Consider the following 17,760-nt stretch of genomic DNA (forward strand, 5'->3'; position numbering starts at 1 on the left):
TATTTACTAAAAATAGAGCACAAAAAAAGCGACCTGAATTTCAGGTCGCTTTTTGTTCGTATGAGGTATTGCTAATGTTTACTATTTGGTAATAATAGTCAATTCATCTACAATATGCTTGGCATTAGAGTACTTATCAATTAACCAAAGGACATATCTAATATCAACGTTAATGGTACGTTGTAAATCTTTATCAAAAATAACATCACCAGCCATCGCTTCAATGTTACCATCAAACGCTAAACCAATTAATTCTCCTTTTCCGTTAATTACTGGCGAACCAGAGTTACCACCTGTAATATCGTTATCGGTTAGGAAGTTCACTGGTAATTCGCCACGCTCATTAGCATAACGTCCGTAATCTTTCTTTTCATAAATATCTAACATGCTCTGATCTAAATCAAACTCGCTATCGTTGGGCTTGTATTTTTTAATCATACCTTTAAATGTGGTATAATTGTTCACTTTAGCATCGTTTCTTTTATCTGCGGGCAACGCTCTCACTTTTCCGTAAGATAATCTTAAAGTAGAATTCGCATCAGGATACTGGATATCACTTAATCCCGATTCACGTAAGCCTTTTACTAATAATCTAAAAGACGCCTCAAAATCATTTGTTGGTTGTTCTAATTCTTCAGGACTTTCTCTGTACTTATCCAATAATTGATTCGATAATTTAAACATAGGGTCATTCTCAAGAAGCGCTTCATCTGGATATTGTAAAAATGCTAGAGCACCTTCTTTTGAAGAAAACATACTCAAATCGAAAATAGCATTAGTATACGCTGTAAAATCATTGTCATTCTTTGCTCCAATTTCAGCAACCAATTCCGGCAAAGAATAGTTAGATTTTGAAGCTAACAAACCTAATTGTTTGGCTAAAATTTCTTTCTCTAAAGGCAAGTGATAATCTTCATAGTTACTTTCTATAAAAGCCTCTAAACGTGGTAAAAGATTTTTACGCTCGGCATCAGTAGCACCAAGATATTGTTTAAAAGCAGACCCTATTCTATACGGCAACACTGAAAATTTACTAGCACGTAATATATTTAATAAGTAATTCGTTTGTTTCGCCTTTTCGTTGGTTAAGCTGTAATAGTTATTAATGTTTTTAATTACATCACCATACATCGCTTTGTTCGCTTTCTTATTCGCCCATTTGTCAAACTTAGCTTCCGTTTTGCTCTTTTTTTCTACGGTTTTGTGTTCCGTTAAAGCTTCAATCATACCTGCTCTATTTTTCCAATAGTTAGCAATGCCTGCATAACCAGAAGCATACATAAGATTTACAGACTCGTCTGCGTCCATATATTTCTTCATCACATCCATGCTCAATTTTGAACCTTCAACCCAAGCAGGATAAGCAAATTTCACATTTTGCTCAACACCTTGTGCTGGCATCCAACGGTTAGTACGACCAGGATACCCTAAGATCATGGCGAAGTCATTTTCCTCTACTCCATCAATATTAACAGGTAAATGGTATTTTGCTTTTAAAGGGACATTGCTTTCTGAATACTCTGCTGGTTGGCCTTCGGCATCAGCATACACTCTAAATAATGAAAAATCACCGGTGTGTCTTGGCCATTCCCAGTTATCAGTGTCACCACCAAATTTACCTACATTCTCTGGAGGTGTTCCTACCAATCGTACATCTTTATAATCTTCGTAAACAAAGTAGTAAAACTCATTACCTTGGTAAAACGAACGTACCGAAACAGTGTATTTACCACCTTCGTTATTTTCTTGTTCAATTTTAGCAATCTCTTTATTCAATGCAGCTTCACGTTCTTTTTCGCTCATACTATCATTAACTTGCGCTAACATACGTTTAGACACATCGTCCATGCGCACAAAAAAGCGAACGTATAAACTCTCTGGCTTTAATTCTTCTGCCAAAGAACCTGCCCAATAGCCGTTTTTTAAGTGGTTTTGTTCTGCTGTAGATAATTCTGCAATAGCATCATAGCCACAATGGTGATTTGTTAATACCAGTCCACTATCTGAAACGATACTAGCTGTACAGCCACCATTGAATTGTACAATAGCATCTTTTAAACTCTGGTTGTTAACACTATAGATTTCTTCAGCGGTTAATTGTAAACCCATTTTTTGCATATCGCGATGATTTAGCCGCTCAATATGCATTAGAAACCACATACCTTCATTCGCCATAACCGACGGAAATGCAATAATAAAGGCAATAATTGTAAGGGATAATTTCTTCATGTTTTGTTGTTTTATTTAGTGCGATAAAAATACTGAAATTTTAAGGTGATTTAAAACTATTACTATTTTAAAACAGTATTATTTTTAGCCATTTAACAGTCTTAAATAACCTAAGCTTATTAGTTTCATTTAGTGACGGATAGGATGTATGTTGTATCAATGAAAAATACGTGACTTCACGTATATAGAACTCAATAAATTTAGGTAATTTTAAAACCTAACAAAAACATATAAACTGGTGATATCCCAAAAATAGGATGCGATAAGGAATGTGTTTTGATTTATATAACGAGTTGGCAACAAGCTAAACAAATCAACAAAATGAAGTTATTAATTTGGACATTTTTACTGTTTACAAACATCTTGATAGCTCAAACGAATGAAAAATTTCAGACGGAATCACTAACAAAGGAATTAACTGAACTATCTAATAAAAATTCAATTGTCGGATTTTCAGTAGCAATTGTTAATCGAGATAGTATTTTATTTGCCAAAGGTTTTGGCTACTCTGACAAAGAAAAGAAGATACTCTACACAAAAAACACAGTACAGCCAATTGCATCTATTTCGAAAACATTGGCTGGAGTTGCTTTAATGAAAGCACAAGAATTAGGAAAACTAAATCTTGAGGATGACATAAATATATATTTACCATTTAAAATTGTCAATCCTTATTTTCCAAATAGTAAAATAACTATTAGAAATATTGCAACACATTCTTCTGGCTTGAAAGATTCTCGAAATTATTCAAAAACAATGATTGTGAAAGACTTTTGCAGTCTGCCAAAAAAAACAAGAAAATATCTTTCAAATAATTGGTGCAGAAAATGCGAAGACAATAAAGATATTCCAATGGTAGATTTTATTGAAAACATTTATAGTTCACAAGGAGATTGGTACAAAAAAAGACATTTCTTAAAAGAACCTACTGGAACTAAATATAATTATACCAATAATAATACAACGATTGTAGCCTATATCATTGAACAAGTAACAGGAGAAAAATATAATGATTTTATTAAAAAACATATAACTCAACCTTTAAATATGACAAGTTCAAATTGGGTTTTTGAAGGTTCAATATCCGAAAATATATCAACTCTTTATGCCAATGACATTCCAATGCCCGAAATGAATGACATAACATATCCCGATGGTAGTTTTGTTACGAACGTTGTCGATTTTGGAAATTATCTATCAACTATGATTAATGGATATTCTGGAAAAAATAATATTTTAAATTCGGAGAGTTATAATGAAATGATGTCTCAACAAATAAATCCTGAATTTGAATCAGGGATTTTCTGGGAAGTATATTCTAAATCAATTGGTCATAGCGGAGAACACGCAGGAACTTCTACTTATGCCTATTTTGACAAAGAAAATTTAGTAGGTTATATTCTATTTGGGAATACAACAGATACAAAGGAATTACAAAAAGAGGAAATAGAAATTATTAGTGTATTAAAGAAATATTCGACTGAATAAAGCCAGTTGCCAACAATGTGTATAATTCATTGCTAGTTATAGCTTACTTACGAAAGTCCTCGCGGACTTTCTATCTGTGATTTATTTGCTAACTTTAATGCTTAAACACGCAACGAAATCATACACAAACACGTTATGCATAATTTACCAAAACCCGATAAAAATTGACATTTAAGGAAGAATATAATCTGACAATTAAATATTATCCATCTGAAATTGATATTTCGGACGGAACAATGGTTGTAAAAGGTGGCGGAAATTTTAAAACATTATCGGAATTATGGGACAATGCGGAATTGAAAACCGAAAATGAATCCAATTTAATAAAGTTAATGGTTTGGGGAATATTTTGCGCTTATCACAAAAAAGCGATTGAAAACTTTATGGACGGAAAAAAGACTGTTTCTCTTACTGAATTGGACATAAAATATTTGAAATACAAGTTTGAGGAAAGCTTACTCGATAAGGAATATGATTAATATGCTGAATTAAGAACGGAATATAAAACTGAATAAAAAACTACAAGACAATAAGTGATAATATTTAAATCTATCTTGATAATCTCTATAGCAATAATTATGATAAAAATGCTGATTATCATAAATAACAATAGGGAATTAGTAAGTAACTGGATATCTAAAGATTCTGATTCCGCAAAGATGTTTGGTGTCTCTAAAAAAGAAAAATCAACACTAGCTTTGCTGAAAAAATTAGGAATATTACTTTTTTCAATATTTATCATATTCTTCTTTACACAAGTCGCGTCAATTGCTTAAAGTAAAAAACTATGCACAACACCGTGCATAATTAATTGCTAGGTTCTTCCCTACTTGCGAATATTCCTGCGGAATATTCCCGGGTTCGTAAAAGTTTGCTAACTTAGTCACTAAACCACGCAACACCCGAGCGCAGCGAACTGACGAAGTAAACCATATACAATCACGTTTGCAAAAACATATAACCAGAACGCACTATTAAAGAATTAAATGAATTGTATTAACTGTAATTTTGAACACAATGAAAAATACTGTCCAAATTGTGGCGAAAGAAAAGGAACAAAAAAAATAACGTTGAGCTCAATAGTTGAAGATTCATTTTCATCTATTACAAATATGGATAAAGGCTTTTTATTTAATATAAGATCATTAGTTCTACAGCCAAAAAAAATTACAATTGACTATATTTTAGGAAAAAGAAAAGGTATCCTTAACCCTATTTCGTTTCTAGTTATTGCTATTACCATTTATATCATTGTTATAACCTTTTTTAAGGTACCAAAAGATTTAGTCGAAGAAAATAGTGTAACAAAATCTCAACTTGAAAAAACAAGTAATTACGTTGGATTTTTTCTTAGAGCTTACTTAAAATATTTTTGGGTATTATGTATAATTCCATTAGGAATAACATTAAAGCTAATTTTTAGAAAATATAATTTTATAGAACACCTAGCTATAAGTTCATTTATAATTGGACAAGCTACTTTGATAGGAATTTTGAGCTTCTTAGTTTTCAGGTTTCCATTAATTTTTGACCCAGTAGTTTATCTAGCGATTCTATGGCTAGTTTATAAAATATTTAATAATAATGGTAGAATTGAAGCAATGGCGTTATCAACAACAGTATTAATATTATTCATACTACAACTAATTTTAATTATTGCAACTATCGGAATAATAAAATATTTTTGCTAACACTGTGTATAATTCATTGCTTGGTCACTGGCGACATACGAACATTCCTGCGGAATATTCTATCTGGGATTTATTTGCTAATTTAGTTGCTTAACCACGCAGCTAACCATACACAAAACCGTTGGCTGTAATTAATACTAAAAATTAACATTAAAAAATTTGAAAAAATGAAATTAAGAAATCTCTTTTTACTATTAATGATGATAATGTGTTACAATCTGATGAATGCCCAAAAAGTTAAATTAAAGAAAGAGTTTGTTTATATTGATGACGTGAAAGTATTCAAATATGAAAAGAATGCTGGAGAAGGTTGGCTCACCTTATTTGATTTAGATAATGACGATGAAATTATATTTATTAGGGAAAATGATAATGGCACTGATTATAGAGATGATGATTATACTCAATATAAATTTCTTAAGGAAGATATTATAATTGAAATATCTACATATAATTATTGGAAAAATCATGTTAAATTCTTGTATAAAAATAAATGTTTTGACTTAGATGGCAAAGTAGACCAGAAGAAAGTCCAGAATACGTTTGATAAGTTTGATGAAAAGATAACTGTTAGAACTATTAAAAATTAAAACTACAGCCAACAATGTGTATAATTCATTGCTAGTTAGAGCTTACTTACGAAAGTCCTCGCAGACTTTCTATCTGTGATTTATTTGCTAACTTTAATGCTTAAACCACACAACTAATCTTATACAACAACGTTGCCATTAATATAGAATAACTACTGAAATCTAACATTTCCCTAAACAGAAAGACTGTTTCACTAAATTTAAGTTTGTAGGAATTAAATCTTAAATTATGTTTGAATTCAAACTATAGAAATGAAAAAAAATCTTTTAATATTATTGTTTCTAACACTTGTTGGAAAATCGTTTTCTCAAGATTTCGAAATCCCAAAAATTGAATGGGAAGGAATTACAGAAACGGAAAATAATTTTGTGGAATTATTGAAATTAAAGGATAAGAGTTCTTTAATAATTAAGATTGGTTATTCATCTTATTGGACAAAAGGACAGAACTCGGAATTTATCGTTTACCTAAACGATGGTAAAGTGAAACGCTATGTTGTTTACCAATCGAATTCGACTAAACTGAAAACAAAAATCAAGCGGAAAAAAATTAAGAAAAAAGAGTATAAATATTATTGGAATCATCTAAACGACATCATCGAAGGAAACAAGTATGTAATTGATAAATCTAAATTGAATATCACAGAAAAAAAAGGAGAAGAAGAAGGAACAATGATAACTATGAGTGTTTCTGATGGAGCGAATTACAGCTTTAGGATATGTCAAGGAAATAATTACTTAGCTTACGGGAGCTATTCACCAGAATCATTTATTGATGGCAAATTTCCTGGTTGGAAAGAAAGACAAAAACTCGTTGACTTAATGAATGGATTTGAAAAATTAACAGAAAAATACTAATGGCAACACCGTGTATAATTAATTGCTAGGTTCTTCCCTACTTGCAAAAATTCCTACGGAATATTCACGGGTTCGTAAAAGTTTGCTAATTTAGTCACTAAACCACCCAACACCAGAGCGCAGCGAACTGACGAAGTAAATCATATACAAAGATGTTGTGCACAATTATAAAAAAGCTTCAATAGAAAATTAAATGAATACAATTATAAAATCAGTTCTTCTAATATTTCTTTTTTTATGTAAGAGTGAAATATACTGTCAAGAAACCTACTATAGCGACATCAATATCAATGGAAGAGTAAAAAAAATTACTTATGACTCTTACCTCGCAAAAATGACTTTTAAAGGTTTACAAAAAGTCAAAAAGGGCTGGGAAGAATCGGATAAAAACAACCAGGTCATAGAATTAAATGAGTCTGGAAAGATAGTAAAGGTCTCATTTTATGATAAGGATTCGAAACTAGTAAGAGAACAAAATTATAAATATCAAAATGGCAACTTGGTTAAATCTGATGAGAAATACAAAAGAACATTTTACTACTATGAAGACAACAATAAACTAAAACGAACTAAAACTTTTGACAAAACACCTGATGTCATAAGTGCTTCAAGTATTGATGAACTAGATGGCAAAGAAAAAATCCTCGTAGAATATTTATATGATTCAAAAGGTCGTTTAAAGGAAAAACTCGAGAATAATAAATCCAACGAAACTGAATCATCAACACTCTTCTCTTATAATGAAAATGGACTATTAACCAAAGAAGAAACAACTTATAAGGATGGTCAAAAAGAATGGTTTACGTATGATTATGATTCAAATGGAAATATTGTAACTAAAAAGTGGTTTGATAATGTTGATGGAATTATAGAAAGTGAAAAGAACTTTTACAGCGGAAATGAACTGACCTCTTCTATCTGGGAAAATTACTATGACGGAGAAATTGAGGGAAGAATTAACTATAGATACGAGAAAGGCAATGAAATTGAAGTTATTGAGTATGATGTAATTGACAATTCCCAAATCAAATGGAAATACATTTATGAATATGACTCATCAAACAATTGGATTAAAAAAGTTGCGCATACTTTTAAAGATGAATATTACATCGTTTATCGACGAATAGAATATTATTAATAACTGTGCCCAACAAAAGTACTGTAACTCAAAACAAATTAAAATACACTAACAACCTATAACTCCCTACAAACATTTTAAAATCGCAATACCCACACTGTCTTTAGCATTTAGAACATACAAAGCCCCATCAACCTCTTGGTAAAACCGCACGCCAAGCACACAAAGCGCAGTGCCAACACCACTAGGCAAAGTATCAGGTTCTAAAGTCACCGTAGAACCCACGTAAGAACGATTTAAAACCAAAGGAGGCGCTAAATGCAAGGCGTAATTTAAACTGTCAAAATCAAAATCCAAAACACCATACGTCAGTGCCATATGAGTAGCACCTTCCACAAAGTCCACCTGCGCAATATCAAAATCAGTAATACTCAAAGCTAAATCAGTTTCAGAAACACGAAACTCAAAAGGCAACACCTGCCGTACATCACAAGCTGGTGTATAGTTAAACTGTTGTAATAACGGAAGGCCATGTGCCTGCCCTATCCCATCAGCAACAAAGCGTTCCCCACGTTTATGCGTCGTATCTAAAACCTTTATACGCGTAAAAAGCCCCATCAAACGACTATGAAAATGCGTAAACCTGTGGCCCTTATAGAAAGGAGCCAAAGCAGATCTAAACGCTTTATTCACCGCTGAACAATGCCCAAACTCATTGGCATTTTCGCGCACACGCTGCATACTATCCTTTGTCTTTATTGCTTTTTTAGTAAACCCACCTCCCGCTTTTCGTGCAATCGGCTTACCATTCAAATAATAAAAATTAATACCATTTAAGGTCCCTACTAAAGGGATAATTCCGGTCTGTTGTGCCATAACACCAATATTTAAGTTAAACACCTACAATACAGCAATATACAAAAAATTATAATACAGGTTATAGCGTGGTTATAACATGCTTATAAAATGCTTAAAACAAGCTTATAGCATATGAGAAGTCATGGAGAGCGGAGTAACACTAACAAACAGAGGAGTAATGCGAGCCTATGACCTTAAGGTTTGTAAAATTTAGCGCTCAGTTCTAAACGTCATAAAAAATTCTCTCCGATTTTGACGCAACCTTTAAGTCTTTTCTGCATCTACTTTAAAAACGACACAATCTACACGATTATGAAAAAACACCTTCTATTGGTAATGACCATAGGTCTATTATGCGCTTGTTCTAACGATGATGTCACGGCTTCTGAAATAACGACCATGCGTATTAATCATTATCAAAATACAGCTATAGCCTTAGAGCCCGTTTTAACATTACTTGTGCAATATGGTGATTCCTTTGGAACAGAAAGTTGGAACAACTTCTACTCCTCCATTGAAGGTTTTGATTATGTGCCTGGATATATCTATGATCTTTCTGTGAGAATTGACCAAATCGGCAACCCAGCGGCTGATGCTGGTTCATATAAATACACACTCCTTGAAGTTATAGCGGCACAAGAAATACCTGCGGAAATTGAATTTGACATCAATTTAAAACTAAACGACAACGTTTTTGTGACTACCGATTCAGGTTACCAATTACTGAATCAAATTGATATCGATTGCAATACCTTATGTGAAGCGCTAGAGGCACTATTGGAAAATCAAGATATCGTTATTGGTACTTTTACGAGACTCGGTACAAACGAAATTAAATTAATAGAACTTGAATAAATCTTAAAACTTGGTTCTTCTTTAGCAAACTTAGTGTTGCTGTTCTATATGAAACTAAGAACACCCACTCTTTCGAGCAGGTGCCTTAACTAACAAAAAAACTCAAAAAATATCATGAGTAACTCATGACACGATCAATCTAAACCCTAACGTTTAGATTCATCTTTTTTGCTAGCAACCAATCAACTTAACTTAATCTGCTTCCCCACAAATTAAGGGGTTGAAAGCTTTTTAAAATCTATAACTTACCGTTCCTTTTAAAAAGAATGGTGTCCCTGGTGTAAAGTGTATTTCTTCAACCGACTGTGCTTCGTTTTGTAATCGCGATTCTGTAGCAAATTGGGTTTCATTCCAGTCCACATCGAATAAGTTTTCAATCGCAAAACCAAATGTGATGTTGTTCAACTTATAATTCACATTAAAATCTGTGACCATATACCCTTCTGCGACAATGGAATTGTCTTCATTCGCTGCTCTATCATCTAAATATCTAAAACGTAAGCCTCCAGAAAACCCGTTAAGATCATCAACTGATAAACCTCCTGTTAATGTAAAATCGGGTGCCAATGGAATATAGTTTTCACCATCCGGATCATCAACGCTTCTCGCCTTGGTAATAGTGGCATCTGAATCTAAAAACAGCCAATCGGTTAACTGGTAACGCAATCCTAAATCTAGTCCATAACGTCTCGTTTTTCCACTTGGTTCTACAATACCTGCATCACCGACGTAAACAAACTCTTGTTCTAAAAACAAATACCATAATGCAGAGTTTACAACTAACTTTGGAAAGGGTTTCCATACAGAACCTAAATCAGCTCCATAAGAACGTGGTAAAATAGCTTCACCTCCATTGGCCACCACCACTCTGGTATCATTAGAGTGGAATCCTAATCCGGATTTTAAATACAACTGCAGATTATCTTGTGCATTGTAAAAGAAATTCAACTTCGGACTTACAATTGTTTTAGTTTCTGATAATGTTTGATAATCGGTTTGTAACGCATCATTATACATAAACTTGAAATAGTCTAAACGTAACGCTGGTGCTACTTTAAATTTACCGAACTCAAATTCTGCATTCACAAAAGCATCAATATTCGTTTGGTTAATATCTCCTAGTTGAATATTTTCTAAAGTCGTTGATCTATTTAATGTTCGAGATAATTCTACATCATCAGCAATATCATGTCTTAAGCCTAAACCAGTCGTCAATTTCAATTCTGTATCACCTAGAAATGTAGTATGTGTAAGGGCTGTATGGGCTCCAAAAATATTCCGATCTTCCTTTTGAAATATTTGATCTCCGTTAATAGGATCTTCCAAAAAGAAAGTAAAATTTGAATACAACTCAAAGGCATAATGCGAGTAGAAGGCATTGGCACTTAAACTAGTATTATCATTAATATATTTATCAAACGTGACATTAAGATTGGTACGTTCGGTTTGTCCACCTTCTGTATCATCAATAGCCCCAAAACGTGAAATGTTTCCATTGTCCACTTCACGCTGTGGAATTTGCCCTGAAGCATCCCAACGGCTTGTAAAATGTGAAGCTGTCAACGTCAGTTTGTCATTTTCTGGTGAAAACATCACGTATTTTCCAAAGAGATTTAAACGGTTAAAATTTTGAGGTGAATCATAAGGACCATCTGTAGCAATATATTCCATAGCGACATAGGCATTTTGATTCTTCGTGTTTTCTAATAGATTAAATAAACCAACCGTTCTCAACGAATTAAACTGTCCTACAGAAAATGAAACCTCGCTATCTTTTAGATAATCTTTTGTTTTAAAATTAACGTAGCCTGCGGTATTAAAATCTCCTTCTTGCGCATAATAACCACCTTTACCAAAATCTATTTTGTTTACCGTTTCTGGGATAACAAAATGTAAATCACTATAACCCTGACCATGAGCATGTGACACCATATTTACGGGCATACCATCAACTGACAGTGCGATATCAGTACCATGATCGATATCAAATCCACGAAGAAATATCTGTTCTGCTTTGCCACCTCCTGCATGCTGACCTATAAATAAACCAGGCACTTTTCGTAAGACTTCTTGCGAGGAATTCACAGGAATGACATTTAAATCTAATCTCGAAATGGTACTTACTGTATTCAATTCTTCGGTAATCATCATTTCATCTAATTGAAAGGCTTTTTCTTCCAGAATAATTTTAAAATTATCGGCTGACTTTAAAGGTATAAATCTCGTTTTATAGCCTAATAAACCTATTCTTAATGTATCACCTAATTTGGTATTTGTGATTACAAATACTCCATTTTCTGAAGTATGTGCATGAGATTCTGAATTTTGATTATAAATATAGGCTGCTTCTAAAGGCTGATTGAGTTCGTTTTTTACTAATCCTTTTAAATTTTGGGCTGTTACAACTAATGAGAAACATCCAAAGATAAAGATGGCTAAAATATGATGTTTCATAATTATAGTTGTTTAATTTTTTGTTTCATTAAAGGTCCCAATTCGTATAAGCTTTCCACTAATTCCTTTTTTAAAGGTTGCACTTCGGCTGTTTTGCCTACTGCTTTATAAATTTCAGCGACATGATACAATACAGCTGGCTCAAAGGTTTTTCCATCTACAAATTCTTCAATAATTTGATTGGCTTTCTTTACTTCACCAAGTTTAAAATAACTCCACGCTAACAAATCATACGATTGTGGTGTTGGCCTGTTTTCAACTTCTTGCATGGCAATTTCTAAAGCACGTTTTGGTATTAATAAATCTTCTGAAAATACCATCACATTATACTTATTATACATGGCTCCATACCTATCATTTTTAACAGCAGCTTGATAGTTTGTTAAAGATGCTGCTTTCAATTTTAAATCATTATTATACTCAGCAATCTCTGCTTTTAATAAATCGTAATCTGGAGTATTGTGATAAGACGTTATGTGATTTAAGATATTTAACGCTTCCTCCGGATTCTTTTCATGAGAATACACAATCCAAGCAATACCTTTTTTAGCATAGGCATTATTAGGATCCAATTCTAATGCTTTTAAGAAATAAGAATAAGACTTATCTATGTCACCTGCATGACCATAAAAGTCTGCTATGTTAGTGTATGACCATAATTTCATCCCTTTTAAATTAGATGCCTCAGCTATAGCCATGGCTTTTTCCATGTGTTCAATAGCTCCATCTAAATTTCCTTTATGATCTTCTAATTTTGATAAACGAATGAGATAATCAAAACTAGAGGTGTTTTGTAAATCTTTTAGATAGGTTTCTGCATAGATGTAGTTTCCTAATTCTAAGTGTACATCAAATAGCATTTTTTTAGTCCCATTCAATTTTGCACCATTAGCTTCTGCTTTTTTAAGTAAAACTAAAGCCTCTTTAAAACGGTGTTGTGAAATGTAATTTGCAGCAATATTTTTTAAAAGTCCTGCGTCACTATCCTTAACAATTTTATTAGCTTCAAGAAGATCTTCCTCAGCCTTAATTAAATAGTCTATTTCACCTGTAACATTAAACACCTCTGTGTTGGCATTAGCACGATTAATTAAATACGAATAGGTACTAGTACTGTTTTCAATTCTAGTAGTCCAAAAATCGACATCACCTAAAAGTTTGGTTTGGTCTATTTCGTTAGAAAGGTATTGGTTATAATCAGCTACGTTTGTAACGTTATCAGAATTACAACTAAGCATCAGTAAGGTTATAAAAATCGGAAGTATGTTTTTGAGTTTCATAGTAATTTGTTTTTTGAGTTTTGTTAATTCGTATTGAGGTAAGTATTAATAATCTAAAATGAGATCTTGCGACCTCATTTTAGCTTACTAATTAATCGCTTACCACGGAGACGCTAAGTAAGGGAAAGACGTCAAAAATTCTTTGTCATTAGAAGCGACATTATCACTCACTAACCCTGGAAATTCTGGGTTCGTTAAACCTTCTTCACCACCAAAAATTAATATCAATTCTACATCGATAACATCATCAGTTAAGTTTCTACCGGTTAAGATATTTGTACCATCAAAAAATGTTGTTGGGGCATCCAATGATACCGAAAGAACATCAGTTGCTAAGACTCCTGTAAATTGTGCTGCGGTAAACCCTAAAGCGTTAGCATCATCTGGATTTGCAGGATCATAAGCAGGACTCAAAGTTTCTAATTTTGTTTGAAAAGCACTTTGAAACAGCGCACCCATATCAGAAGGTGTTGTAGTATTAAAAGCATCTTTCATGCCGTCGTTTACAAAAACCGTATTAATTGCAGGTCGTCCCATTTGGTCTTCCTGAACATAAGTTCCTGTAAAGTTTGGAGCTGTTGGACCTGTAATAGTATCGTCGTCGTCACTACAGTTAATAGCTGTCATTGACGCTAAAATTGCAACTGCAAATAGTTTTATATTATTGAATTTCATAGTATTTAAATTTTATTATTAATGATTATCATGAATCACCTTTTTTGTTTTGTTCATTATTTTGAAATAAAAACATTGAGGCATCATCATGACTGCTTACTTTTAAATTATTGTTTTCTTTTAGATTCTACCCACGTGTTAATTGTGCCAGTTCCTCCAATCATAGATTTCGGTACCTCAACAACTACAGATAATACATTAGACCCTGCAAATGTATCGTCACCAGGACTTGCAAATCCAGCAGCATCACCTGCAATAATTTCTGTGTATTTGTTAAAATCGAAAAAGAAAGGGTCATCTCTTGGGCCTGCAAAGAATTTCATACCAGCAAATTCTTCAACCATTGCAGTTTCACCATAGCTTGTAATATCTACAACACCTGCATTCGTTGTTGTTGTCACAATTGTACTATTTAAACCCGTTGACGATGGAGCCGTTGGTCCAAAGAAATACATTTTACCATCTCTTGGAGTTGCTTGTATAACTAAATCTTCTACATTGTCTCCATCGGTATCAATATTAAATTCTAATAATACACGTTCATCAAATGAAGCTGCTGCCGTATTACCTGGAGTTAATAGTCCTTGAACGTTGGCAACCAAAACCAAATTTGATGTGTTTTCACCTCTAAAGGCATAAAAGTCTGTGATATCACTTGTACCACCTTGTACAGCAGGAGCATCGATATGATCTGCTGCAATAGCAACGAATGTTCCAATTCCTAAAATTGCCGCTGCGATTAAAATTTTTGTTTTTTTCATAATTTCTGAGATTTTGTTAGTTTTAATGTCTCTGCTCTACCTACGAAAAAATACAAATAGCGGTTTTGTTAAAATTTTGTTAATGAAATAAATTAAGGGTTTTTCAGGATAAAAAATTAACTTTGCCCATTCAAATCATACCCTATGAATCCATCAGCTAGCGGCTGGATAAAAAAATTACTTAATCAAGTTTCAGAAACGATGTATTCTGAAACGGAAACAGATGCGTTTTATATTAATTTAAAACGCGCCGGATTTATATATGGGAGTAATATTAAAGTGGTATTAGATATTGTTAAACCCTTTGAGCTTAGTGAAGAAGAGCGTTGTAAAACTAATTTACTGCTTACCTTCTACTACATTTATAATAGGGAAAAGTCTAAAGAACAATTTACAGAAAGCCTCATAAAATATTACAAGTCTATAAGTGACCAAAAGCGCTCATTTTTTGAAGATTTATTTAGTGACAATTCACCAGATAGTTTGTTGGAGAAAATTATCCATAAGCGCATACATATTGATGATAATTTTATTTCAAAAAGTTTTAATTACTTCTTAATTAACGCTCTTTTGTTTGTTGATGTTTTAGGCTATCAACGTTTTTTGAAAGATGAAAATAACATTAAGGATTATGTTGGTAATCTTGAATCGGCATTGGAAACCATAGTATTCTCTGTTATAGAAAATAAGACTGAAAAATCAGAATATGACGAAAACCTTATTAAATTGTTTGAAGGTTCTATTCGTCATAAAAATACTGAGATTCTCACGTACAGCGATGCTATTGCTTTTATAAATGAACCATTAGAAAAATATTATGTTATAGATTTAGTCTGCATGGCATCGTGGACTGATAAAATTATAGATAGAGAAGAACAAGATTTTTTAAATCAATTAAAAACGGATTTAATCGTTGATAACACAGTTATTGTAAGATCTGTAAATGACATTAACCTGTTTTATGACGAACATAAAGAAGACGTTGCCTTTTTAAGTTCTAAAAATTTAGCACAAAGTTTTTATAATAATAGTAGTAAAGTCGTTTCGAAACTCATCAAACGAAATAGTAAACGTTTAATTAAAGAGTTGTCAGAAAGCAAAGAAGCACTATACCTCTTAACACAATCCACGCAGCGAAATCTCACAAACGAAGAGCAAAAGAAAATTCAAACCCAACTCATTGATATTTTTAAATCTATCCCAAGTTTAGCCATCTTTATGCTGCCTGGTGGGATGTTGCTTTTACCTCTATTTATTAAGTTCATTCCTAGGTTATTGCCTTCGGCTTTTGACGATAACAGAATAGACGATAAGGAGTGAGTTTGTGATACGCCAACCTAAGACACTTCAACTTATGAAGCACATTCTAGTATTTTTAATATTTGTATTAGTTGCGAGTTGTACTGAAAAACAACCCACAGAATCAGAGCAACTAAAAGCATACTACAATGGCTATAAAAATGCAAATTACGAAAGCATTAGAAACGTAATAGCTGACAGCCTTACAACTGTTTATGGTGACTACACCACCACATTCACTCCTGAGCATTACTATGAACAATTCAAATGGGATTCCATTTTTGAGCCCGTTTATGAATTAGTAGCTATAGACGAAATAGACGATCAAATTATGGCAACAGTTACTATGCGTTCTTTAAAACTTGAATTTTTAAAGAATAACCCAATGACGTGTCAATATCAGTTTCAATTTACATCAGGAAAAATATCAAGAATAGAAGAACTAGATTGTAACGATGCCAATTGGAAAGTCTGGAAACAAGAAGTCGACACTCTGGTTGATTGGGTTAAGATAAACCACCCTGAATTGGATGGATTTATACACGATTTAAGTATGCAAGGTGCTATTGATTACGTAAAGGCCATTGAATTATATGAAAATCGTGATCTAAAGTAACTATACAACTATCAATAGCTGTATTAATTCTATTATCCTTTGGCATTAATATAATTTAGAACCGCCTCTTTAGTCGTAAACCAATTACGACCTTCTTTATGCGCATCTATTTTACCTTGACGTGCCAATAAACTTACATATTCCTGACTATAAGGCACCTCTGGTTCTTCAACGATATTAGAAATAGCCTGATAGTCTTTATCAGAACCTGGAATAGCGCTCAAATAAATATTTAATGAGCGCTCACTAGCCTGAGCCATTAACAACATTAGTTTGCTATAATTACCTTTATTAGCTTGATTTAATGCTGCGTAATATTTTGCTCTATCATTAGTAAGAATAATAGCTGGAGGAAAACCAGAACGCATCAATAATAAATTCATGGCAAGCCGAATGGTACGACCATTACCATCAAAAAATGGATGAATCCATACAAACTTATGATGAAACACAGTAGCTAACTCAATAGGATTGAGTCCTTGTGGGTTTATATTAATATAGTTTATTAATGTATCTAAGTAATCTGACACTTTACGAGCGTTTGGAGGTATAAAATTAGCACCAGAAATACGAACAGCAGCATTCCGTAAACGACCTGCATAATCATCTTCTATGGATCGCAACACCAAACCATGAAGCGTTAAAATATCTTTAGCATTTAAAACATAATCATCCTCAATTAAAGTATATAACTTATGGATTGCCGTTTCGTGATTTTTAGCTTCAAAATGCTCCCGTAGTGATTTGCCTTTTATGGTAATGCCTTCTTGTAATACCATTTGAGTTTCTCGTAAGCTAAGCGTATTACCTTCTATACTGTTACTATTATAGGTCCATTCTATAATAAAGGACTCTTTAATATTTTGCAATACAATATTGGGCAATGGTCTGGCTGCATTTAAAACCTTAACCTTGTCTAACAATCTACTAAATGTAGCGTCTAAATCCTTACGATATACTGTACTAACGTCCCACATAACACAAAGGTACAGTTTTATCGGTTAACATAAAAAGTATATCTATCCGAT

16 protein-coding genes are annotated in these 17,760 nt (G+C 32.8%); 9 read left to right on the forward strand and 7 right to left on the reverse strand.

Annotated elements, in window-relative coordinates; translation table 11 throughout:
* Positions 1–81 precede the first annotated feature (81 nt).
* Positions 82–2,229 (reverse strand): S46 family peptidase, encoded by a 2,148-nt coding sequence (locus HM992_RS16815; RefSeq protein WP_179320513.1) that lies wholly within the window; start codon positions 2,227–2,229, stop codon positions 82–84.
* A gap of 321 nt (positions 2,230–2,550) precedes the next feature.
* Here HM992_RS16815 and HM992_RS16820 point away from each other — a divergent pair, with 321 nt between their 5' ends.
* The 6 genes from HM992_RS16820 to HM992_RS16845 all read left to right on the forward strand — a co-directional run bounded on the left by HM992_RS16820 (position 2,551) and on the right by HM992_RS16845 (position 7,994).
* Complete coding sequence (locus HM992_RS16820; protein WP_179320515.1) at positions 2,551–3,717, forward strand: serine hydrolase domain-containing protein; 1,167 nt, start codon at positions 2,551–2,553, stop codon at positions 3,715–3,717.
* A gap of 164 nt (positions 3,718–3,881) precedes the next feature.
* Positions 3,882–4,196 (forward strand): hypothetical protein, encoded by a 315-nt coding sequence (locus HM992_RS16825; RefSeq protein ID WP_179320516.1) that lies wholly within the window; start codon positions 3,882–3,884, stop codon positions 4,194–4,196.
* A 507-nt stretch (positions 4,197–4,703) separates the two neighbouring features.
* The gene (locus HM992_RS16830; RefSeq protein WP_179320518.1) at positions 4,704–5,408 is read left to right on the forward strand and encodes a DUF3667 domain-containing protein; all 705 of its coding nucleotides are present in this window, start codon (positions 4,704–4,706) and stop codon (positions 5,406–5,408) included.
* A 167-nt stretch (positions 5,409–5,575) separates the two neighbouring features.
* Positions 5,576–5,998 carry a hypothetical protein gene (locus HM992_RS16835; RefSeq protein ID WP_179320520.1) on the forward strand — a complete coding sequence of 141 codons (423 nt, stop codon included), beginning with the start codon at positions 5,576–5,578 and terminating at the stop codon, positions 5,996–5,998.
* A 252-nt stretch (positions 5,999–6,250) separates the two neighbouring features.
* Positions 6,251–6,856, forward strand: coding sequence for a hypothetical protein (locus HM992_RS16840; RefSeq protein WP_179320522.1), 606 nt, complete (start codon positions 6,251–6,253; stop codon positions 6,854–6,856).
* A 334-nt stretch (positions 6,857–7,190) separates the two neighbouring features.
* Positions 7,191–7,994: a hypothetical protein gene (locus HM992_RS16845; RefSeq protein ID WP_179320523.1), complete on the forward strand. Its 804-nt coding sequence runs from the start codon at positions 7,191–7,193 to the stop codon at positions 7,992–7,994.
* A gap of 66 nt (positions 7,995–8,060) precedes the next feature.
* On the opposite strand, the gene HM992_RS16850 is transcribed toward HM992_RS16845, so the two are convergent.
* Positions 8,061–8,810, reverse strand: a complete 750-nt coding sequence (locus HM992_RS16850) for a hypothetical protein (RefSeq protein ID WP_179320525.1) — start codon at positions 8,808–8,810, stop codon at positions 8,061–8,063.
* A gap of 294 nt (positions 8,811–9,104) precedes the next feature.
* Between HM992_RS16850 and HM992_RS16855 the strand changes: the two genes are divergently transcribed.
* Positions 9,105–9,647 (forward strand): DUF4377 domain-containing protein, encoded by a 543-nt coding sequence (locus HM992_RS16855; protein WP_179320526.1) that lies wholly within the window; start codon positions 9,105–9,107, stop codon positions 9,645–9,647.
* 231 nt (positions 9,648–9,878) lie between these two features.
* Here HM992_RS16855 and HM992_RS16860 read toward each other — a convergent pair whose 3' ends face one another.
* The 4 genes from HM992_RS16860 to HM992_RS16875 form a co-directional block, all read right to left on the reverse strand.
* The gene (locus HM992_RS16860) at positions 9,879–12,101 is read right to left on the reverse strand and encodes a TonB-dependent receptor (protein WP_179320528.1); all 2,223 of its coding nucleotides are present in this window, start codon (positions 12,099–12,101) and stop codon (positions 9,879–9,881) included.
* A 2-nt stretch (positions 12,102–12,103) separates the two neighbouring features.
* On the reverse strand, positions 12,104–13,381 hold the full coding sequence (locus HM992_RS16865; protein ID WP_179320530.1) for a tetratricopeptide repeat protein: 1,278 nt from the start codon (positions 13,379–13,381) through the stop codon (positions 12,104–12,106).
* Between the two features lie 99 nt (positions 13,382–13,480).
* On the reverse strand, positions 13,481–14,056 hold the full coding sequence (locus HM992_RS16870; RefSeq protein WP_179320532.1) for a DUF4331 family protein: 576 nt from the start codon (positions 14,054–14,056) through the stop codon (positions 13,481–13,483).
* Between the two features lie 107 nt (positions 14,057–14,163).
* A complete protein-coding gene (locus HM992_RS16875) occupies positions 14,164–14,817 on the reverse strand; it encodes a DUF4331 family protein (protein WP_179320534.1) in 654 nt (217 codons plus the stop codon).
* 144 nt (positions 14,818–14,961) lie between these two features.
* Between HM992_RS16875 and HM992_RS16880 the strand changes: the two genes are divergently transcribed.
* Together HM992_RS16880 and HM992_RS16885 are read left to right on the forward strand one after the other, a co-directional pair.
* Positions 14,962–16,137: an LETM1-related biofilm-associated protein gene (locus HM992_RS16880; protein WP_179320536.1), complete on the forward strand. Its 1,176-nt coding sequence runs from the start codon at positions 14,962–14,964 to the stop codon at positions 16,135–16,137.
* 34 nt (positions 16,138–16,171) lie between these two features.
* A complete protein-coding gene (locus tag HM992_RS16885) occupies positions 16,172–16,732 on the forward strand; it encodes a hypothetical protein (protein WP_179320538.1) in 561 nt (186 codons plus the stop codon).
* A gap of 32 nt (positions 16,733–16,764) precedes the next feature.
* Here the strand turns inward: HM992_RS16885 and HM992_RS16890 are convergent, their stop codons facing one another.
* On the reverse strand, positions 16,765–17,709 hold the full coding sequence (locus HM992_RS16890; RefSeq protein ID WP_179320539.1) for a Fic family protein: 945 nt from the start codon (positions 17,707–17,709) through the stop codon (positions 16,765–16,767).
* Positions 17,710–17,760: the final 51 nt, after the last annotated feature.

It is taken from the genome of Winogradskyella helgolandensis, from assembly GCF_013404085.1.
GTDB classification, from domain to species: domain Bacteria; phylum Bacteroidota; class Bacteroidia; order Flavobacteriales; family Flavobacteriaceae; genus Winogradskyella; species Winogradskyella helgolandensis.